Genomic DNA, 19,993 nt, shown 5'->3' on the forward strand with positions numbered 1-19,993 from the left:
CATGTCTACATACCTTATTGGCGACGTTCACGGTTGCTACGATGAATTGATCGCTCTTTTACAGCAGGTGGCGTTTACGCCGGGCAAAGATACGCTGTGGCTCTCGGGCGACCTGGTTGCTCGCGGTCCCGGCTCGCTGGAGGTGCTGCGCTACGTCAGATCGCTGGGCGATAGCGTCAAAGTGGTGCTGGGAAACCATGACCTGCATCTGCTGGCGGTGTTTGCCGGCATCAGCCGCAATAAGCCCAAAGACCGCCTGAGCCCGCTGCTGGAAGCACCGGACGCCGACGATCTGCTTAACTGGCTGCGTCGCCAGCCGCTGATGCAGGTGGATGAAGAGAAAAAGCTGGTGATGGCCCATGCGGGCGTCACTCCACAGTGGGATATCGAAACGGCAAAACAGTGCGCACGCGACGTCGAAGCCGTGCTGTCGAGCGACTCCTACCCCTTCTTTCTTGACGCCATGTACGGCGACATGCCGAATAACTGGTCGCGCGAGCTGAGCGGCCTGGCGCGTCTGCGCTTTATTACTAACGCCTTCACCCGCATGCGCTACTGTTTCCCGAACGGCCAGCTGGATATGTACAGCAAAGAGTCGCCGGAAAACGTGCCCGCCCCGCTGAAGCCCTGGTTTATGCTGCCGGGGCCGATTACCGACGAGTACAGCGTGGCGTTTGGCCACTGGGCTTCGCTGGAAGGGAAAGGTACGCCGGAAAATATCTACGCGCTGGATACCGGCTGCTGCTGGGGTGGCGATCTCACCTGCCTGCGCTGGGAAGACAAAACGTATTTTGTACAGCCGTCGAACCGTAAACTGGCCCCGGGCGAGAGCGAGGCGGTGGCTTCGTAGTTTGGTGCATACCCATTGAAAAATAAAAAACGCCGGCGTTTCACCCGGCGTTTTTTATTTTAGTGGCCCGGCCAGGCAAAGCGCCGCCGGGAAAGGCTCGGTCTTAGCGCCGCTCAAGCACCTCAAAGCAGTAGCTATGAGAATTCTGCTCGTCGGCATCGTGGAACTCGCTGAACACCGACTCCCACTGATCCGGATCGTAATCCGGGAAATGGGTGTCGCCTTCCACTTCCGCATCAATATGCGTCAGGTACAGCTTCTGCGCCTTCGGCAGGAACTGTTCGTATACGCGGCCACCGCCAATCACCATAATCTCTTCCGCGTCACCGCAGGCGGCAATCGCTTCATCAACCGATTTCACCCACTGCACGCGATCGTCTGTACCGGGCTGGCTGCTGATAACAATGTTCTTACGCCCCGGCAGCGGGCGACCGATGGATTCCCAGGTCAGACGGCCCATAACGACAGGTTTGTTTAACGTATTGCGTTTAAACCAAGCCAGATCGGCCGGCAGGTCCCATGGCATGGCGTTTTCCATACCGATGACGCGATCGACCGCAAGCGCAGCAATCAGACTGATCATTGAGTGTATCCCAGATGCGAAAAAAATTGTCGCCACTATACGGAAAGCTTAATCTTTCGTCGACTGGCAGCCAGGTAAAGAATAAGAAAATTTTCAGATTTGCTGGCAAGTCCACGAAGGCAAAGTGGACAGCCAGCATTACACCTACGAAGCCGTTACAGCGTCGGCTTTACTTCCGGCTCATCTTCAGGGTTGCCGCTGTGCTTCCCTTCTTCCGTGCCCTGCCAGCCGTGACGCTGAATGACCGACAAATGGTTGCGATCTTCGTTGATGATTTCAGTCAACATGGCGCTGGTGCGCTTAAACGCCGCCGCCCGCGAGGAGGCATCAATCTCGGCCATCTCCACCATTTCTTCCATCAGCTGAATATTAAAGCGGCGGAACAGATCGGCACGCTCGCGCGCTTCATATGCCCCCAGCCCCAGCGACTCCAGCGCCTGACGCCCGGACTTCAGCGCCGCTTCGAAGGTTTCACGCTCCGGTGCGCTGACGCCGGCCTGACGCAGCTTGATATAGTGCTCAACGTCACGGGCGCGGGCGATAAGGGTCAGGTTCGGGAAATGCTCTTTCACCAGCTCGGTCAGCGCCAGGCTGGCCTGCGGATCGTCAATGGCGTTAATCAGCACCTCAGCTTTTTCCGCCCCGGCGGATTCCAGCAGATCGGCTCGCGTGGCATCGCCATAAAACACCTTCATGTCGAATTTACGCAGCGTGTCGACGTGATCCGGGTCGTGGTCGAGGACCACCATTTTCACACCGCTGGACAGCAGCAGACGCCCGGCAATCTGACCGAAGCGGCCAAAGCCGGCAATAATCACCCGCGGCTGTTCTTCATCAATTTCATCCGCTTCCCGCGCGTCGCCGGTGCTGGCGCGTTTTTCCAGCCGCGTCAGCAGTACCAGCAGCACCGGCGTTACCGCCATCGATAGCGCTACCGCCAGCGTCAGCGCCTTCGCCCAATCAGCATCCAGCACGTTCGCCATCTGCGCCGCACCAAAGACCACGAAGGCAAATTCACTGCCCTGCCCCAGCAGCGCCGCAAACCACAGACGCTGCGAGCGCGGTACCTGGAGTGGTTTGGCAATCAGCCACAGCAGCACCGATTTAATCACCAGGAAGCCCACCAGCAGCGTGATGATACGCAGCGGGTGATGAATGAGGGTGCCAAAATCGATCGACATCCCGACGCCGATAAAGAACAGCCCCAGCAGCAGCCCTTTAAACGGCTCAATATCGCTTTCCAGCGCATGGCGGTACTCAGAGCTCGCCAGCAGCACGCCGGCCAGAAATGCCCCCATCGCCATCGAAAGACCAACTTCTTCCAGCAGCAAACCGAAGCCAAACACCAGGAACAGGGCCACGGCGCTGAACACTTCGCGCAGACCCGAGCGCGCAACAAAGCGCAGCAGCGGGCGCGTCACATAGCGTCCTAACACCACCACCAACACCAACGCACCGGCCACTTTCAGCGCTGAAAACGCAAACGCGCCGAGGGTCGTCGAGCCGCCGCTGCTGGCCAGCAACGGAATCATGGCCACCAGCGGAATGGCCGCAATATCCTGGAACAACAGCACCGCGAACGCACTGCGCCCGACCTGGGTCACCGTCAGATTACGTTCATTCATCGCCTGCATGGCGATAGCGGTCGAAGAGAGCGCCAGCGTCATGCCAATCAGCTCCGCCACCTGCCAGCGCAGGCCGAGGAAAATGCAGAACACGCCAATCAGCGCCCCGCACAGCACCATTTGCAGCAGTCCGCCGCCAAATACCGAGACGCGCAGCTTCCATAGCCGCTGCGGGTCCAGCTCCAGGCCAATGACGAACAGCATCAGCACCACGCCAATTTCGGCGAAATGCAGAATGGCTTCCGCATCGGTCACCAGACGCAGCCCCCACGGGCCGATAATGCAGCCCGCGATCAGGTAACCGAGCACCGAACCCAACCCCAAACGTACGGCAATCGGCACAATCAGCGCCGCCGATCCCAGGTAGATCAGCGCCTGTATGAGCGTATGGCTATCCATTGTTATGCTCCTCCTGCCAGGCCAAAAGCCGTTGTTTATAGTGACGCGCCTTCGCCTGCAGCGTCTCTTCATCGCAGATAAACGTGCAGTGCACGGCAAACGGCGGCAGCCATTTCATGCCGCAGTAAACGGCGGTAGCCTCCAGCGGCTGACCCAGCACGTCAAAGCCCGGATGTGAACCAATTTCGAAGTGGCTTTCGCCACCGCCGGTCGTTACCGCCCACATCATGTCTTTTCCGTGCAGCGCGGTACCGCCGTGCCCGTAGGCCCAGCCGTGCGCCAGCACTTTATCCAGCCACAGCTTGAGCAGCGGCGGCGTGCTGTACCACTGCATCGGATGTTGCAGAATGACCAGATCGGCACGAGACAGCGCCTCCTGTTCAGCGACAACGTCGATATTAAAATCGGGATAGAGGTGATAAAGAGAGCGAATTTCCACACCGTCGAGCGTCCGCACCTGCTCTAGCATCCGCTTATTCGCATGCGAGTGATGCGGATAAGGGTGCGCATAAACAATCAGAATCATAATTAGCCTGTCTTACTGCATTATTTTATTGCTGAGTTTAGACAGTTAATGAGGACACTTACAGGATCTCTTAACACAACCGCATGAAATAGGGGGCGAGCGCCCCCTTGAAGAGATTAGCGACACATCGTGCGCCGCAATAAGCGTTATACGTTGGCCCCGCGCGGCACCGCGCCGCGAGGCCACGAATAACGTTTAGTTATCCAGCTCGTTCATCGACTGAACCTGGTCACGGTTGATCTGTTCAGTCTTTCCGCTTTCGGCATTTTTGTACGACACCAGGCCAGTGTCCTCATCTACCTGCGGTTTACCATCGGTTACGATAGTCTTGCCATCGGTGGTTTTCAGCGCCTGGTTGGATGAACACCCGGCAACGGTAAAGAGTGCGCCGGCGGTCAGAATTGCTACGGTCATTCGCTTATAGTTCATCATGTTTCCCTCCTGCTTTGCAGCCAAAATTGGTTATCATTCTAACTATTTTAGGTTAGCGGTCAGAACCCGGAAGCGAAACCAGAAAGCTCCGAAGCATTACCGGCACCCTTTCACCGCCGTTTTGTGTGAGGCAGATTGTCCGCAGCGTGGGGTTTCTATGGTACAAAGTACCGCTATTTATTTTCAGGGGCCAACCATGTCCGTTTCGATCGACATCATTTCCTGTATTACCGACCGTTTTGTTGAGCTGACCGCCACCGAAAAACGCATCGCGCAGTTCATTCTTGATGACGTGCAGGCCGCCACCACGCTGCCCATTGCTGAAATGGCGCGACAGACCGAAACCAGCCAGGCCTCCATCACCCGCTTTGCCCGGGCGATTGGCTGCAAAGACGTGCGCGAGCTGAAGGTCAAGCTTGCCCAGTCGCTGGCGGTGGGGCAGCGTTTTATTCTCGACGTGCCCGATCTGGAGGGTGTTCAGGGGATCTATGAAACGATCATTAACGTGCTGGAGATCAACCGCCGAGCGCTTAATCCCGAGACGTTAAAACGCGCCGTCGAATGGTTAAGCGGTGCCCGACAGATCCTCGCGATCGGCATGGGTGGCGGTTCGACCATCTGCGCGCAGGAGGTACAGTTCCGCCTGTTCCGTCTGGGTCTACCGGTGGTAAGCCAGAGCGACGGGCTGCTGGTGAGGATGATGTGCTCAGCGGTGTCGCCAAACGATGTGGTGCTGGCGTTGTCGCTCGGCGGCTATACGCAGGAAGTGGTGGAGAGCGCGGCGATTGCGCGTCAGTACGGTGCGAAGGTGATTGCCATTACCCCGGAAGCCACACCGCTTGCCGAGAACGCCGATTTGGTCCTGCCGCTGATCGTGCGGGAGAACGACTACATCTTTAAGCCCAGCACCTCGCGCTACGCGATGCTGGCGATGGTTGACGTGCTGGCGACGGAATTGGCGGTGGTGAATAAGGCAGAGACGAAAAACCGTCTGCGGCGGATTAAGCTGGCGCTGGATAGCCATCGGGGCGGAGCTGACCGACAGCCGTTGGGGGATTAGCGCGGGTTTTTTCCCCTCACCCTAACCCTCTCCCCGGAGGGGCGAGGGGACCGAATGTGCGGTCTTTCCCCCTCTCCCTTCCAGGGAGAGGGCCGGGGTGAGGGTACAACCCGCACCACCCCACAAGTTACTTCACCCGTTCCGCGTTGTAACAGGTCAAATCCACCTCAACCTTACAATCCACCACCAAATCCGCCACGCAGCACACGCGTGCCGGTGGGTGATCGGCAAAGAACTCACGGAATACCTTGTTAAAGGACTGGAAGTAACGCGCGTCGGTCAGATACACCTTCACATGCACCACGTCTGCCAGGCTGTATCCCGCGTCCTGCATAATATCCACGCAATTCTGAATCGCCAACCGCGACTGCTCGACAATGCCGCCCTCCACCACTTCACCATCCTTCATCGGCGTTTGCCCGGACACATACAGCCAGCCTCCGGCCTCAACGGCCTTGGCAAACGGCAGAGACTGCCCGCCGGTGCCGGTGCTGCCGCCGACGCCATAACGTTTAATGCTCATTATTGCTGCTCCTTAATTTTTCCGGCTGACCGGCGTAAGAATCGCCCGGCGCGACCGATAATGTTGTGATTCTGCCCATAGCTCATCACCCCGTTGACCATCACCGCATCGATACCGGCGGCGGGCTGCTGTGGGTCGCTGAAGCTTGCGACATCGCGGATAGTTTCTGGGTCAAAAAGCACCAGATCGGCAAAATAGCCGCGCTTGATGAGCCCGCGGTCGGTGAGCTGAAAACGCGCCGCCGACAGGCCGGTCATCTTGTGCACCGCGACGGTAAGCGGGAACAGTTTTTCATCGCGGCTGTAGTGTCCCAGCACGCGTGGGAACGCACCCCACAGGCGAGGATGCGGCATCGGGTCATTCGGTAAGCCGTCCGAACCCACCATGGTCAATGGATAGCGCAGCACCCGCTGCACGTCCTGCTCGTCCATGTTGTAGTAAATCGCGCCAGCAGGCATCAGCCGCTTGCCCGCCTCTTCCAGCGTAAGCGACCAGCTTTGCGCAATCTGCTTTAAGGTCTGCCCGGCCATCTCCGGGTGCGGCGTCGACCAGGTGATAACGATGTCAAAATCGGCGGTAATCTGCTTCATATCCAGCGTCGATGAACTGGCGGAATACGGATAGCAGTCGCAGGAAACGTCCTGCTGCTGACGGACGTTATCGAACAGCGCCAGGGTTTCCATGGTGCGCCCCCAGTTATTCGCCCCCGCGCATTTGTGGTGCGAGACCACCACCGGCACCTTACCGTGGCGGCCAATCCGGAACGCTTCATCAAGCGCGTCGAGAATGGGCTCAAACTCCGAGCGAAGATGGGTGGTATAAATCCCATTTTCCGCCGCCAGCTCTTCCGCCAGCGCCATCACCTCTTCGGTCGTCGACTGGAAGGCTGTGGCATAGGCTAGCCCGGTGCTGAGCCCTAAAGCGCCCTCCTGTAATGCCAACCGTAGCTGCCTGCGCATAGCTTGAATTTCTTGATGGTTAGCCGGACGAAACAGCGAGTCCATCTGGTTATTACGCAGCGCTGTATGACCGACCAGCGTGCCAACGTTCACCGCCGGACGCGCCTGCATAACCGCGTCGGCGTAAGCGTTAACCGTCGGGTAGATAAACTGTTCCGCATTGCCCAATAGGTTCATCGGATCCGGTACGTCACCTGCGATCGTCGCGCTCGCGGCGCTGATCCCGCAGTTACCGACGATCACCGTAGTCACGCCCTGGCTGATTTTGGGCAGGTACTCCGGCATGCGGATAACGTTAATGTCGTCGTGGGTGTGAACATCGATAAACCCTGGTGCCAGCACGCGCCCCGTGCCGTCAATCTCATGCTGCGCCTGCCCGTCGATAGCGGGCGCGATCTCCACAATGCGATCGCCCTTGATGGCCACATCACCGCGATACTGCGGGCCGCCGCTACCGTCGATAACCGTGACGTTCCTGAACAGATAATCGAACTGCATTTCTTCTCTACCCCTGTCGTTCCCTGCCTTGAATTTGACCATTTACAAGCGCTGAAAACAGTGAAAGACTACGCAAAATATGCATTAATTAATGATACTTTTATTCATAAGAATCAATGAAAATAATAAAAACCATTTATTTACAACAAGATGAACAATCAAATATTCATGATATAAACTAAAAACCTGAAGGATTTATGTTATGAAATACCATAAAAGCCTCATCGTACCCCACAAATCCGCAACGCTTTTTACCCCAACAAACATCCTCAATGAAGACGTTTGCCTGCCCGCCGCGGTCATTAAAAAAACGGCGCTAACCAACAATATTCAGTGGATGCAGCACTACGCCGATACGCGCGGCGTCTCACTCGCCCCGCACGGTAAAACCACCATGACACCGTGGATCTTTTCACAGCAGCAACAAGCAGGGGCCTGGGCCATTGGCGTGGGCAGCGCCTGGCAGGCAAGCATTGCTGCGGCAAGCGGGATCCAACGCGTGCTGATGGTGAACCAGCTCGTCGGCAAGGCCAATATGGCGCTGATCGCTAGACTCAAGACGGAATACCCGGCGGTAGATTACCTGTGCTGCGTCGATAGCATCGATAACGCCCGTGCGCTCTCGGCGTTCTTCGCCGCACAAAACCAGACGCTGGATATTCTGCTGGAACTGGGCGTGCCGGGCGGCCGCTGTGGGTGTCGAACCGCAGAACAGGCGCTCACACTTGCCGAGCAGGTTGCCACTTTACCGGCGCTGCGTCTGCGCGGCCTTGAGCTGTATGAAGGCGTACTGCACGGCGATAACCCACAGCCGAAGGTGGAAGCGCTGCTGCGCGATGCCGCCGCGCTGGCCTGCCAGCTTGAGCGTTATGTAACGGGCGAGTTTATCCTCACTGGCGCGGGCTCCGTTTGGTATGACGTGGTGTGTAACGTCTGGCTTGCCGAGCCGAAACCGGCCAACTGCCGGGTGCTGATCCGCCCTGGCTGCTATATCACCCACGATGCGGGGATCTATCTGGAAGCGCAGAACGCGATCGTCGCGCGCGACCAGACGGCCTGCGACCTCGGCGGCGATCTGGTTTCTGCGCTGGAACTGGTGGCAATGGTGCAGTCGGCGCCGGAAAGCGGCCGGGCGATCGTCAATTTCGGCAAGCGCGACAGCGCGTTTGATGCCGGGTTACCGCAGCCGGTTGCCCATTATCGCGCGGGGAAATCAGTCGCATTGGCGGCGAACAGCATGGAAACCACCGGCATTATGGACCAGCACGCCATGCTGAAGCTGGCACCAGACGTTGACGTGAAGGTGGGGGATATTCTGGTGTTCAGCACTTCGCACCCTTGCCTGACGTTTGACAAATGGAAGGCGCTGCTGTTGGTTGATGACGCGTATAACGTGCTGGATACGTTAGAAACGGCATTCTGAGCCGCCCCGGCGTCGCTGCGCTCGACCGGGCTACAGGCCGGGCGCAACGATGCCGAAGTTACATCGAATCACAGATCAAATCGACAATCAGCAGCGACCCGTAACGCGCGTCGTTGAGCGGTAGCGTGACGTTTTGCTGATGGCTGAGCGCGCTCTCCTGCTGGCCAATCACGATGATATCCGCCCCTGCCCAGCGCGCCTGATGTACGGCGGCAATCAGCGCGCTGCCCGGCGGCGTACCGGCAAAGACCACCAGCACCTGCCCAGCGCCAAGCATCGAGGCGGTAATCCCCATTAACGCCGGATCCTGGCAGACGTTGGCCGGATACCCCTGCGTCAGCAGGCGATACTGCAACACGCTGGCGAACGGGTTATCGGCGGTGCTGGCGCTGAAAATATGCACCGCTTTCGCCTGTTTAAGCAGACTTGCCGCCTGCTCAACCGCCGCTGGCGATAGTTCGTGAAGCTGCGCGTTCAGCGAATACTGGATCTGGTTTAGCCGCTCGCGCCACGGCCCCGGCATATCGCCGCTGGCAACCGGGGCGCTGGCCTGCGCCAGCTTCATGCGCAAATCGCGAATATCGTCGCAGCCCGCGGCGCGGGCAAAGCGGGTAATGGTCGCCGGGCTGACCCCTGCCGCCGTCGCCAGTTGGTCGATGGTCGCCGAAGCCGCAAACGCCACGTCGCTGAGGATAGTCTGCGCCACGCGAGACTCCTGCTGGCTGAAGTCCTGTAGCCGTTGGCGGATCAGGCTCAGAATGTCATCGCTGCCGTCGCGACCGATGGAGTGCGAGAAGCGATCGAGGATCTCGCTGCCAATGCCGGCATTTTTCGCCAGCTTTTGCAGCGTACCGGTGTCCACCCACGCCGCGTCGCCGAGCATCGGCGCCGCCGTCGTTTTCAAACGATTCTCCTGCTGCTGATGGCGCACCTGGCCAATAAAGTCATTGAGGTCGGCACAGCCAATACTGCGCGAGAAATGCTGTAACGTCGCGGGACTCACGCCCGCCTTTGCCGCCAGCTCTTCAATACTTGCCTCAGGTATCTGGGCAAAATTATCGAGGAAAAAGCGCGCCAGCCGGGATTCCTGCGCAGGCAGGCCCGATAGCCCATTCACCAGCTGATAAACAATATCCATAACCAGAGAGTCCTAATGTCGGCAAATTCTGCTCGTTAAAAACATCATAATTTATTGAAATTATTTTTCAATTCATTCGATCAACAGACGCCGACGTCTTCGGTATATGAGTAACAAATATTCGTTTTGCTTACCTTGATCACACTTTCTCGCGGATAACATCCCGTAAAGCAATATTTTAACGCCGATCACACTCATGAAAATAATTTTCATACATGCTACGTAAAACGGCTAATGTGTGAAATATGTTTTCAAGTGAGGGAAAATTGTCATGAAAAAGATCATGTTGTGCTGCGCCGCCGGGATGTCCACCAGCATGCTGGTGCAAAAGATGCGCGCCGAAGCCGAAAAACGGGCGCTGGCGGTCGAGATCAACGCTTATCCGGTTGCCGAAATCGAAAGCATGCTGCCGCAGGCCGACGTGGTGCTGCTCGGCCCGCAGGTGCAGTTCGAACTCTCTCGCCTGCGTGAACTGTCTGCGCCATTGGGCAAGCCGGTCGAGGTGATCGACATGATGGATTACGGCACCATGCGCGGCGATCGCGTGCTCGATAAAGCGATCCAACTGATGGCCTGAGGCCTCGGAGAGAACAATGAAAATTACCGTGATTGGCGGGGGCAGCAGCTACACCCCGGAACTGGTTGAAGGATTAATAGCGCGTCATGCTTCCCTGCCAATGGCGGAGCTGGCGCTGGTTGATGTCGAAGCGGGTCGAGAAAAGGTCGAGATTATCGCCGCCCTCTCCCGCCGCATGCTCGACCGCAACGGTCTGGAGTCGGTGAAGGTATCGGTTCACTTCGATGCCGATGAAGCGATTACCGGCTCAAGCTTCGTGCTCACCCAACTGCGCGTAGGCCAGCTACCGGCCCGCGCCGCCGATGAGCGTCTGGGCTTAAGTCACAGGCTGCTGGGCCAGGAAACCACCGGCGTGGGTGGCTTCGCCAAAGCGCTGCGCACGATTCCCGTGATGCTGGATATCGCCAGACGCGTTGAACGCCTGGCGCCGAAGGCATGGATCATCAACTTCACCAATCCGGCGGGCATTGTGACGGAAGCGGTGTCACGCCACAGCAAAGCGAAGATTATCGGCCTGTGCAACGTGCCGGTCACTATGCATCACATGATTGCCGACATGCTGAAGCTGCCTTACGACGACGTCTCGCTGCGCTTTGCCGGCCTGAATCATATGGTTTGGGTGCATCAGGTGCTGGCCGCGGGTCGCGATGCGACCGACGAGGTTATCGAAATGCTATGCGACGGCGAGCAGCTGTCGATGAACAACATCAAGGCCATTCCGTGGCCACCGGAGCTACTGCGTGCGCTGCGCGCCATTCCCTGCCCGTATCACCGCTATTTCTGGCAGACTCGCACCATGCTGGAAGACGAGCTGGCGGATGCCGACAGCAAAGGCACCCGCGCCGAGCAGGTGATGAAGGTCGAAGCGTCGCTGTTCGAACTGTACGCCGACCCGCATCTGGACAAGAAACCAGAGGAGCTGAGCCAGCGCGGCGGTTCGTTCTACTCCGAAGTGGCGGTACAGCTTATTAACGCACTGCACAACAATCTTGGCATTGAGATGGTGGTGAACACCGCCAACAACGGTGCCATTCAAGGACTGCCGGACGACGCGGTGATAGAAACCAACTGCCTGATTGATGCGCTGGGCGCGCAACCGCTGGCCTTTGGCAAACTGCCGCCGCTGATGAACGGCCTGACCCAGCAGGTGAAGGATTTTGAGCGTCTGACCATTGATGCCGCCGTATATGGCGATAAGCAAAAAGCGCTGCTGGCGCTGGTCGCCAACCCGCTGGTCGCCGATGTGAATCTGGCGTCGGCGCTGGTCGATGAAGTACTCACCATCAATAAAGCGTGGCTGCCGCAGTTTAGCCAACAATAAATACAACAATAGCCCGGTCGGCAACGTCTGCGCCGGGCAGGGGGTGTCTGTGAATAAGTCGATAATAGATAAATACGTTTTACCGACCGCGCTCAAAATCGCCGGACAAAAACATGTGCTTTCGGTGCGTGACGGGATCATCCTGAACATGCCGTTTATGCTGATAGGCTCGTTTTTCCTGATCTTCGCCTATCTGCCGGTGCCGGGTTACGGCACGCTGATGACCGAGCTTTTCGGCCCAACGTGGCAGGAAAAAGTGCTCTATCCGGTGAAAGCGACCTACGACATCATGGCGCTGATCTCCAGCTTCGGTATCGCCTACCGCCTGGCAGAGAAGTACCGCACCCTCGATCCGCTGACCGCCGGGGCCGTCTCTCTGGTGGCCTTCGTGATGACCATTCCGCAGCACATCATGTTTACCCCTGCGGGCAGCGACGTGGCGCAGCTGGTGAAAGGCGTGATGCCGATGGGCCAGATTGGCAGCCAGGGGTTGTTCGTGGCTATCCTGATTGCCCTGCTCTCAACGGAAATCTACCGCTTCGTTAACGACCGCAACCTGGTCATCCGTATGCCGGAAGGCGTTCCACCGGCGGTGGCAAAATCCTTCCTCGCGCTGATCCCTGGCTTCTGCGTGCTGGCGGTGGTGCTGGCGCTGCGTCTGCTGGTAGAAGCAACGCCGTTTGGCGATATCAACACTATGATTACCGAGCTGGTCGGTATTCCGATGAGCCACGTCGGCGGCTCGCTGCCGGGGATGATTATTTCAGTGCTGCTGATTGGCATTCTGTGGATGCTCGGCCTGCACGGCGACACCATCGTGCTGGTGTTTATCCGCCCGGTCTGGCTCAGCAACATGTCTGAAAACCTGGAGGCGTTCCAGAACGGCCTGCCAATTCCCCACATTATCACCCAGCAGTTCTACGACCTGTGGATTGCGCCGGGCGGTACCGGGGCGCTGTTAGGGCTGGTTATCTTTATGATCCTGCGCAGCCGCAGCGTGCAGATGAAGCAGCTCGGTAAAATTGCCGCACCGGGCAGCCTGTTTAACATCAGCGAGCCGATGGTATTCGGTATTCCGATTGTGATGAACCCGTACCTGGTGGTGCCGTTTATCCTGACGCCGGTGGTGCTGGTGATTGTCTCCTACGTGGCGATGACCACCGGTTTAGTGGCCAAACCGGCCGGGATTGCGCTGCCGTTCACTACACCTATTGTGGTCAGTGGCTACCTGGCGACCGGCGGACATATCTCCGGTTCGGTGCTGCAAATCGTCAACCTCGGGATTTCGCTGGTGATGTATTACCCGTTCTTCCGCATCTGGGATAACCTGAAATTCCGTGAAGAACAGGCCAGTAAGTCGCAGCAGACCACCGCGGCGACGCCAGCAACGGAACAGTAACCAGGCTACAAAAACAAAAACGCCGGGCATCTGCCCGGCGTTTTATTTTATTGCTCGCACTTATTTTTTAATCTGTGCGTGCATTTCCTGTACGGAAGTGACTTTATCTTTCGCGTCCGCATTCAGCGCCATTGCCGTCGCGAAGCCGCCGTTCAGGGTAGTGTCGTAATGCACCTTGTACTGCAGCGCGCTGCGGCGAATCAGCTTGGAGTCTTCAATCGCCTGACGACCTGCGGTGGTGTTGATGATGTAGGTGTATTCGCCATTCTTGATACGGTCCTGAATGTGCGGACGACCTTCATGCACCTTGTTCACCAGGCGCGGGTTGATACCCGCTTCACCCAGTACAATCGCGGTACCGTGGGTTGCGTCCAGCTCGAAGCCCTGTTTCAGCAGCTTAGCGGCCAGGTCAACCACGCGCTCTTTGTCGCCTTCGCGAACGGAGAGCAGCGCACGGCCCTGTTTCTTCATGGTGGAGTTACTGCCGAGCTGTGCCTTAGCGAACGCTTCCGCGAAGGTACGACCCACGCCCATCACTTCCCCGGTAGAGCGCATTTCTGGCCCTAACAGCGGGTCAACGCCCGGGAATTTGTTGAACGGCAGCACCACTTCTTTCACCGAGTAGTACGGTGGGATGATTTCTTCGGTCACGCCCTGCTGCTTCAGGGTTTTCCCTGCCATCACGCGCGCCGCCACTTTCGCCAGCGGTACGCCGGTCGCTTTGGAGACGAACGGTACGGTACGCGCCGCACGCGGGTTGACTTCAATCAGGTAGACTTCGTTGTCTTTCACCGCGAACTGCACGTTCATCAGGCCGCGAACCTGCAGCTCGAAGGCCAGCTTCCGCACCTGCTCACGCATCACGTTCTGAATTTCCTGGCTCAGCGTGTAGGCTGGCAGGGAACACGCGGAGTCACCGGAGTGAACGCCAGCCTGCTCGATGTGCTCCATGATGCCGCCAATCAGCACCATTTCGCCGTCGCAGATAGCGTCGACGTCGACTTCAATCGCATCGTCCAGGAAGCGGTCCAGCAGCACCGGCGCGTCGTTGGAAACGCTGACGGCGGTCTGGAAGTAGCGCTTAAGGTCAGCTTCGTCGTAGACGATTTCCATCGCACGGCCGCCGAGAACGTAGGACGGACGCACCACCAGCGGGTAGCCAATCTCTTTTGCCTTCTCAACCGCTTGTTCAATCGCGGTCACGGTGGCGTTGGCTGGCTGTTTCAGCTTCAGACGGTCAACCGCATGCTGGAAGCGCTCACGGTCTTCTGCGCGGTCGATAGCATCCGGGCTGGTGCCGATAACCGGTACGCCTGCGGCTTCCAGTTCACGCGCCAGCTTCAGCGGAGTCTGGCCGCCGTACTGTACGATAACGCCCTTCGGCTTCTCGATGCGCACGATTTCCAGCACGTCTTCCAGGGTTACCGGCTCGAAGTACAGGCGGTCGGAAGTGTCATAGTCGGTAGAGACGGTTTCCGGGTTACAGTTGACCATGATGGTCTCGTAACCGTCTTCGCGCAGCGCCAGCGAGGCGTGTACGCAGCAGTAGTCAAATTCGATACCCTGACCAATACGGTTCGGGCCGCCGCCGAGGACCATGATTTTATCGCGGTCAACGGAAGGATTGGACTCGCACTCTTCTTCATAGGTGGAGTACATGTAAGCGGTGTCGGTAGCGAATTCCGCCGCACAGGTGTCCACACGCTTGTAGACCGGGTGCAGGTTGTACTGGTCACGCAGCTTGCGGATTTCCGCTTCGCGTACGCCCGCCAGTTTTGCCAGACGCGCATCGGCAAAGCCTTTGCGTTTCAGGTGGAACAGGAAGTCAGCGTCGAGGCCGTTGATACCCACTTCCGCCACTTTCTCTTCCAGACGCACCAGCTCTTCAATCTGTACCAGGAACCAGCGGTCGATGTTGGTCAGGTTAAATACGCCATCGACGGAGAGGCCCGCGCGGAAGGCATCGGCGATGTACCAGATACGCTCAGCGCCCGCGTCTTTCAGCTCGCGGCGGATTTTGGTCAGCGCTTCAGGGTCGTCGAGGCTTACTTTCGGGTCGAAGCCGGTCGCGCCCACTTCCAGACCGCGCAGCGCTTTCTGCAGGGATTCCTGCTGCGTGCGGCCAATCGCCATCACTTCACCGACAGATTTCATCTGCGTGGTCAGACGGTCGTTAGCGCCAACGAATTTCTCGAAGTTGAAGCGTGGAATCTTCGTCACAACGTAGTCGATGGACGGCTCGAAGGAAGCCGGGGTACGGCCGCCGGTGATGTCGTTCATCAGTTCATCGAGGGTGTAACCCACTGCCAGCTTGGCAGCCACTTTAGCAATCGGGAAGCCGGTCGCTTTCGAGGCCAGCGCCGAGGAGCGGGATACGCGCGGGTTCATTTCGATAACAATCAGGCGACCGTCTTTCGGGTTCACCGAGAACTGCACGTTAGAACCGCCGGTTTCTACGCCGATTTCACGCAGTACCGCCATCGAGGCGTTACGCATGATTTGGTATTCTTTGTCGGTCAGGGTCTGCGCTGGCGCCACGGTGATGGAGTCACCGGTGTGGATGCCCATCGCATCGAAGTTTTCGATAGAGCAGACGATGATGCAGTTGTCGTTTTTATCACGCACCACTTCCATCTCGTACTCTTTCCAGCCGATCAGCGATTCATCAATCAGCAGCTCGTTGGTTGGCGAGAGATCCAGACCGCGTTCACAGATTTCTTCGAACTCTTCGCGGTTGTAGGCGATACCGCCACCGGTGCCGCCCATGGTGAAGCTTGGGCGGATGATGCATGGGAAGCCGACGTCAGCGGCAACCGCCAGCGCCTCTTCCATGGTGTGCGCGATACCGGAACGCGCGGTGTCGAGGCCGATTTTCTTCATCGCGACGTCGAAACGGCGACGGTCTTCTGCTTTATCAATCGCATCAGCGGTAGCACCAATCATGGTCACGCCGAACTCTTCCAGCACGCCCTGACGCTCCAGCTCCAGCGCACAGTTCAGCGCGGTCTGGCCGCCCATGGTCGGCAGCACCGCATCCGGGCGCTCTTTTTCGATGATTTTACGCACCACTTCCCAGTGAATCGGCTCGATGTAGGTGGCATCGGCCATTTCCGGGTCGGTCATGATGGTGGCCGGGTTGGAGTTCACCAGAATGACGCGGTAGCCCTCTTCGCGCAGCGCTTTACACGCCTGGGCACCGGAGTAGTCAAACTCACACGCCTGACCGATAACAATCGGGCCCGCGCCCAGAATCAGGATACTTTTTATGTCTGTACGTTTTGGCATGGCTCTTATTACTCCTGATTATTTCGCGGACTGACGGTATTGCTCAATAAGCTCGATAAAGTGGTCGAACAGCGGTGCCGCATCGTGCGGGCCTGGGCTCGCCTCTGGGTGGCCCTGGAAGCTGAACGCCGGTTTATCGGTACGGTGAATCCCTTGCAGGGTACCGTCGAACAGAGATTTGTGGGTCACGCGCAGGTTGGCTGGCAACGAGTCTTCATCAACCGCAAAGCCGTGGTTCTGCGCGGTGATCATCACCACGTTCTTGTCCATGTCTTTCACCGGGTGGTTACCACCGTGGTGACCAAACTTCATTTTGATGGTCTTCGCACCGCTCGCCAGCGCCAGCAGCTGATGGCCGAGGCAGATGCCAAACACCGGAACGTTGGTCTGGAGGAATTTTTCAATCGCGTCGATGGCGTAGTCGCACGGTGCCGGGTCGCCAGGGCCGTTAGACAGGAACACGCCGTCTGGATTCATCGCCAACACTTCTTCAGCGGAGGTTTTCGCCGGCACCACCGTCAGGCGGCAGCCGCGGTCAACCAGCATACGCAGGATGTTGCGCTTCGCGCCAAAATCGTAGGCAACGACGTGGAACGGCAGCTCTTCTTCGGACTTGGCTTCCGGCAGGTCACCCGCCAGCGTCCAGCTACCCTGCGTCCAGCTGTAGGATTCAGCCGTGGTCACTTCTTTTGCCAGGTCCATACCGTTGAGGCCCGGGAACGCTTTGGCGTTTTCCAGCGCCAGCGCGGCATCGAGGTGGTCACCCGCGATGATGCAGCCGTTCTGAGCGCCCTTCTCGCGCAGCAGTCGCGTCAGCTTACGCGTATCGATATCGGCAATCGCCACGATGTTATGGCGTTTGAGGTAAGAAGAGAGGTCTTCGGTGTTGCGATAGTTGCTGGCAATCAGCGGCAGGTCGCGAATAACCAGACCCTGAGCGTGAACCTGAGAGGACTCTTCATCGGCGGCGTTGGTGCCGACATTACCGATATGGGGATAAGTAAGGGTGACGATTTGGCGAGAATAGGAAGGATCAGTGAGGATTTCTTGATAACCGGTCATTGAAGTATTGAAAACGACTTCCCCAACCGCCGAACCCGTTGCCCCTATGGCCCGACCGTAAAACTGGGTTCCGTCTTCCAGAACCAATAGCGCTGACTTAATCAAAACACCCTCCAGAGAATATTTACTCGCTTTATTTGCATATTAATTCATAACAATGGCACAAATCAATGCAAATCTGCTTACCGATGAATTTCTGGCAAACGGCGGCATTCTAGTGACAGCCTCGGCAAATGTCTACCTTAAAGGACAATTTTTATTATTATTTTGCGCCACTGGATAACTAAGCCGCCTCCAGGCATCAAAATGATCAACTAACTAAGAGGAGAAAACGCTTGCGGAGCAGGAAGATTGTTAAATCATGAAGAAGAGCGCAAAAAAGTAGACCAGATGGTCAAAATTTACATTTAACCAACACATTTATGATAGATAACCTATAAAAACAGGTATCTCAATGTAAAATCATAAAATTAAAGATAAAATAAAGGGCAATAAAATATTGCCCTGTGTAATCAAGCAATTATGACTACAATAACCACATCACGATGGGTAATAAATACTTATAGTTCATTCAAATTCAACACATCACGCATATCAAAAAGACCATTTTTCTTTGATTTAAGCCAAAGAGCCGATCTTACCGCACCGTTAGCAAACGTCATGCGGCTGGAAGCCTTATGCGTAATCTCCACGCGTTCACCAATATCGGCGAACATCGCGGTATGTTCACCGACAATGTCACCCGCACGGACGGTAGCAAAACCAATCGTGCCCGGTACGCGTTCTCCGGTATAACCTTCACGCGAGTAGACCGCGCAGTCTTTCAGATCTTTATCCAGCGCCCCGGCGATCGCTTCACCCATCGCCAGTGCCGTACCTGATGGCGCATCCACTTTGTGGCGGTGGTGCGCTTCAATAATTTCGATATCGGTATAGTCGCCCATCACCTTCGCCGCTTTCTCCAGCAGCTTCAGCATCACGTTGACGCCAACGCTGAAGTTAGCGGCAAATACGATAGCAATGTCCTGAGAGGCATCACGAATGGCCTGTTTACCGGCATCATCAAACCCGGTGGTGCCAATCACCATCCCCTTCCCATGCTGGCGGCAGAAAGCCAGATGCGTCAACGTGCCTTCCGGACGGGTAAAGTCGATAAACACGTCAAAATCATCTTTTACCGCTTCCAGGCTGCTCTGAACGGTGACGCCTGCTTTCCCTGCCCCCGCCAGTTCACCGGCATCGCTGCCCAGTAAGCTGGAGCCTTCACGCTCCAGCGCCGCACCCAGTTGTACCCCTTCCATCGCCATCGCGGCCTGGATTAACTGCCGTCCCATGCGGCCACCGGCGCCGGCAATGGCGACGCGGATTTGTGCATCATGCATAGCTATTCTCTTTTGTTAAAATTGCGTAAATCGTTTTCAGAGTAACCAGCGCACAACAGGGTCGCCAGCCGAAAACGCCGATAATTAGAATTTAATGATAAACAGAGAGGAATATCAGTAAAAGACATGATTCATCCCACAGGATGAATCATTGCCGCGATGCAGGAAAGAAGTCAAACGCACTCAGAATGATGCGTAAGCCTGGGGAAATGACGCCAAAGCCATCGTAAACCAATCGATTAGCGTGATTACTTTTCAGGGCAGTAACGTGTAGTGAACGAGCATCTGCCCTTTTTTCATTTTCACATCGCTAATCTTTACCTCACCAATATCGGATAGCCGCGCAACGTGCGTCCCTCCGCAAGGATAGGCGGGAAGATCGCCAAAACCGACCCGGCGTAATTCTCCCTCTACGCTGACCTTGCGCGGGAGATCGGCCAACTGCCATGCGCTGATTATCGCCAGCAGCGCCTGGGCCTCAGGCAGCGCGCTTTGTGCCGCAGGCACAAACGTGATCCGTCCTTCACCAGGCCAGTGGTGTGCCTTCACCGGCTGCCAGCCGCAGCGCTCTCCGGCCAGGCCAATCAGATGTCCGGCGGAGTGCAGTCGCGCGTGCTGCTGGCGGACGGAGGCATCCACACGAAGAGTGACCGGCCCCAGCGGCAACGGCTGCGATACGATATGCGCCACGCTGTCGCCGCGTGCGACAACGCCTTCCACCGGCGTCTCATCAATCCAGCCTGCGTCCGCTGGCTGCCCGCCGCCCTGCGGATGGAACAGCGTACGGTCCAGCTCGACGGCGTAGCGGCCGTCGGCTTCTGGCATGCAGCGCAGCACGCATGCCGGCGCTTGAGTATCATCGCGGGTGTAATAAAGTCGTTCGGTCATGGTTGTTCTCCTCTTGATGAGCAGAGTATATTCACTTTACCAACGGTGATAATCCCGCTCTCA

17 protein-coding genes are annotated in these 19,993 nt (G+C 57.2%); 6 read left to right on the top strand and 11 right to left on the bottom strand.

Going from position 1 to position 19,993, the window contains the following annotated elements; translation table 11 throughout:
• The first annotated feature begins 1 nt into the window (after position 1).
• Positions 2-850 (top strand): bis(5'-nucleosyl)-tetraphosphatase (symmetrical) ApaH, encoded by an 849-nt coding sequence (gene apaH, locus H7R58_RS20210; protein ID WP_182929480.1) that lies wholly within the window; start codon positions 2-4, stop codon positions 848-850.
• 103 nt (positions 851-953) lie between these two features.
• On the opposite strand, the gene folA is transcribed toward apaH, so the two are convergent.
• The 4 genes from folA to H7R58_RS20230 form a co-directional block, all read right to left on the bottom strand.
• On the bottom strand, positions 954-1,433 hold the full coding sequence (gene folA / locus H7R58_RS20215; RefSeq protein ID WP_182934518.1) for a type 3 dihydrofolate reductase: 480 nt from the start codon (positions 1,431-1,433) through the stop codon (positions 954-956).
• Positions 1,434-1,588: 155 nt separating this feature from the next.
• The gene (gene kefC / locus H7R58_RS20220) at positions 1,589-3,457 is read right to left on the bottom strand and encodes a glutathione-regulated potassium-efflux system protein KefC (RefSeq protein WP_106925330.1); all 1,869 of its coding nucleotides are present in this window, start codon (positions 3,455-3,457) and stop codon (positions 1,589-1,591) included.
• A complete protein-coding gene (kefF, locus tag H7R58_RS20225; RefSeq protein WP_106925328.1) occupies positions 3,450-3,983 on the bottom strand; it encodes a glutathione-regulated potassium-efflux system oxidoreductase KefF in 534 nt (177 codons plus the stop codon). The genes kefC and kefF overlap by 8 nt, the downstream gene beginning before the upstream one ends.
• A 195-nt stretch (positions 3,984-4,178) precedes the next feature.
• Positions 4,179-4,412 carry a YgdI/YgdR family lipoprotein gene (locus H7R58_RS20230; RefSeq protein WP_106925629.1) on the bottom strand — a complete coding sequence of 78 codons (234 nt, stop codon included), beginning with the start codon at positions 4,410-4,412 and terminating at the stop codon, positions 4,179-4,181.
• A 199-nt stretch (positions 4,413-4,611) separates the two neighbouring features.
• Between H7R58_RS20230 and H7R58_RS20235 the strand changes: the two genes are divergently transcribed.
• Positions 4,612-5,475: a MurR/RpiR family transcriptional regulator gene (locus H7R58_RS20235; RefSeq protein ID WP_182929482.1), complete on the top strand. Its 864-nt coding sequence runs from the start codon at positions 4,612-4,614 to the stop codon at positions 5,473-5,475.
• Positions 5,476-5,602: 127 nt separating this feature from the next.
• Here H7R58_RS20235 and H7R58_RS20240 read toward each other — a convergent pair whose 3' ends face one another.
• Positions 5,603-5,998: a RidA family protein gene (locus tag H7R58_RS20240; RefSeq protein WP_035896012.1), complete on the bottom strand. Its 396-nt coding sequence runs from the start codon at positions 5,996-5,998 to the stop codon at positions 5,603-5,605.
• Positions 5,998-7,455: an N-acyl-D-amino-acid deacylase family protein gene (locus H7R58_RS20245; protein ID WP_106925324.1), complete on the bottom strand. Its 1,458-nt coding sequence runs from the start codon at positions 7,453-7,455 to the stop codon at positions 5,998-6,000. The genes H7R58_RS20240 and H7R58_RS20245 overlap by 1 nt, the downstream gene beginning before the upstream one ends.
• Positions 7,456-7,657: 202 nt before the next feature.
• Between H7R58_RS20245 and H7R58_RS20250 the strand changes: the two genes are divergently transcribed.
• Positions 7,658-8,878, top strand: coding sequence for an amino acid deaminase (locus tag H7R58_RS20250; RefSeq protein ID WP_182929483.1), 1,221 nt, complete (start codon positions 7,658-7,660; stop codon positions 8,876-8,878).
• Positions 8,879-8,936: 58 nt separating this feature from the next.
• On the opposite strand, the gene H7R58_RS20255 is transcribed toward H7R58_RS20250, so the two are convergent.
• A complete protein-coding gene (locus H7R58_RS20255) occupies positions 8,937-10,016 on the bottom strand; it encodes a MurR/RpiR family transcriptional regulator (RefSeq protein WP_182929484.1) in 1,080 nt (359 codons plus the stop codon).
• Positions 10,017-10,287: 271 nt separating this feature from the next.
• On the opposite strand from H7R58_RS20255, the gene H7R58_RS20260 reads away from it, so the two are divergent.
• From H7R58_RS20260 to celB, 3 genes are read left to right on the top strand one after another with little or no spacing between them, the layout of a single operon-like run.
• A complete protein-coding gene (locus H7R58_RS20260) occupies positions 10,288-10,593 on the top strand; it encodes a PTS sugar transporter subunit IIB (RefSeq protein WP_106925318.1) in 306 nt (101 codons plus the stop codon).
• 16 nt (positions 10,594-10,609) lie between these two features.
• Complete coding sequence (locus H7R58_RS20265; RefSeq protein ID WP_182934519.1) at positions 10,610-11,914, top strand: 6-phospho-beta-glucosidase; 1,305 nt, start codon at positions 10,610-10,612, stop codon at positions 11,912-11,914.
• A 49-nt stretch (positions 11,915-11,963) separates the two neighbouring features.
• On the top strand, positions 11,964-13,313 hold the full coding sequence (gene celB / locus H7R58_RS20270; RefSeq protein ID WP_227674121.1) for a PTS cellobiose transporter subunit IIC: 1,350 nt from the start codon (positions 11,964-11,966) through the stop codon (positions 13,311-13,313).
• Positions 13,314-13,373: 60 nt separating this feature from the next.
• On the opposite strand, the gene carB is transcribed toward celB, so the two are convergent.
• The 4 genes from carB to H7R58_RS20290 form a co-directional block, all read right to left on the bottom strand.
• Positions 13,374-16,598, bottom strand: a complete 3,225-nt coding sequence (carB, locus tag H7R58_RS20275; RefSeq protein ID WP_182929488.1) for a carbamoyl-phosphate synthase large subunit — start codon at positions 16,596-16,598, stop codon at positions 13,374-13,376.
• A gap of 18 nt (positions 16,599-16,616) precedes the next feature.
• Positions 16,617-17,765, bottom strand: coding sequence for a glutamine-hydrolyzing carbamoyl-phosphate synthase small subunit (gene carA / locus H7R58_RS20280; RefSeq protein ID WP_182929489.1), 1,149 nt, complete (start codon positions 17,763-17,765; stop codon positions 16,617-16,619).
• Between the two features lie 455 nt (positions 17,766-18,220).
• Positions 18,221-19,042 carry a 4-hydroxy-tetrahydrodipicolinate reductase gene (gene dapB / locus H7R58_RS20285; RefSeq protein WP_182929490.1) on the bottom strand — a complete coding sequence of 274 codons (822 nt, stop codon included), beginning with the start codon at positions 19,040-19,042 and terminating at the stop codon, positions 18,221-18,223.
• 255 nt (positions 19,043-19,297) lie between these two features.
• Positions 19,298-19,930 carry an alanyl-tRNA editing protein gene (locus H7R58_RS20290; protein ID WP_106925306.1) on the bottom strand — a complete coding sequence of 211 codons (633 nt, stop codon included), beginning with the start codon at positions 19,928-19,930 and terminating at the stop codon, positions 19,298-19,300.
• Positions 19,931-19,993 lie beyond the last annotated feature (63 nt).

The sequence above is a fragment of the Klebsiella sp. WP4-W18-ESBL-05 genome, assembly GCF_014169075.1.
Lineage (GTDB): Bacteria > Pseudomonadota > Gammaproteobacteria > Enterobacterales > Enterobacteriaceae > Kluyvera > Kluyvera ascorbata_B.

What these genes read in the sequence shown, in the direction of transcription:
- H7R58_RS20235 (WP_182929482.1), top strand. Translation starts at nt 4,612, where the DNA reads ATGTCCGTTTCGATCGACATCATTTCCTGTATTACCGACCGTTTTGTT.
- H7R58_RS20290 (WP_106925306.1), bottom strand. Translation starts at nt 19,930, where the DNA reads ATGACCGAACGACTTTATTACACCCGCGATGATACTCAAGCGCCGGCA.
- H7R58_RS20250 (WP_182929483.1), top strand. Translation starts at nt 7,658, where the DNA reads ATGAAATACCATAAAAGCCTCATCGTACCCCACAAATCCGCAACGCTT.
- H7R58_RS20245 (WP_106925324.1), bottom strand. Translation starts at nt 7,455, where the DNA reads ATGCAGTTCGATTATCTGTTCAGGAACGTCACGGTTATCGACGGTAGC.
- dapB (WP_182929490.1), bottom strand. Translation starts at nt 19,042, where the DNA reads ATGCATGATGCACAAATCCGCGTCGCCATTGCCGGCGCCGGTGGCCGC.
- apaH (WP_182929480.1), top strand. Translation starts at nt 2, where the DNA reads ATGTCTACATACCTTATTGGCGACGTTCACGGTTGCTACGATGAATTG.
- H7R58_RS20265 (WP_182934519.1), top strand. Translation starts at nt 10,610, where the DNA reads ATGAAAATTACCGTGATTGGCGGGGGCAGCAGCTACACCCCGGAACTG.
- carB (WP_182929488.1), bottom strand. Translation starts at nt 16,598, where the DNA reads ATGCCAAAACGTACAGACATAAAAAGTATCCTGATTCTGGGCGCGGGC.
- H7R58_RS20255 (WP_182929484.1), bottom strand. Translation starts at nt 10,016, where the DNA reads ATGGATATTGTTTATCAGCTGGTGAATGGGCTATCGGGCCTGCCTGCG.
- folA (WP_182934518.1), bottom strand. Translation starts at nt 1,433, where the DNA reads ATGATCAGTCTGATTGCTGCGCTTGCGGTCGATCGCGTCATCGGTATG.
- H7R58_RS20230 (WP_106925629.1), bottom strand. Translation starts at nt 4,412, where the DNA reads ATGAACTATAAGCGAATGACCGTAGCAATTCTGACCGCCGGCGCACTC.
- H7R58_RS20240 (WP_035896012.1), bottom strand. Translation starts at nt 5,998, where the DNA reads ATGAGCATTAAACGTTATGGCGTCGGCGGCAGCACCGGCACCGGCGGG.
- kefF (WP_106925328.1), bottom strand. Translation starts at nt 3,983, where the DNA reads ATGATTCTGATTGTTTATGCGCACCCTTATCCGCATCACTCGCATGCG.
- kefC (WP_106925330.1), bottom strand. Translation starts at nt 3,457, where the DNA reads ATGGATAGCCATACGCTCATACAGGCGCTGATCTACCTGGGATCGGCG.
- H7R58_RS20260 (WP_106925318.1), top strand. Translation starts at nt 10,288, where the DNA reads ATGAAAAAGATCATGTTGTGCTGCGCCGCCGGGATGTCCACCAGCATG.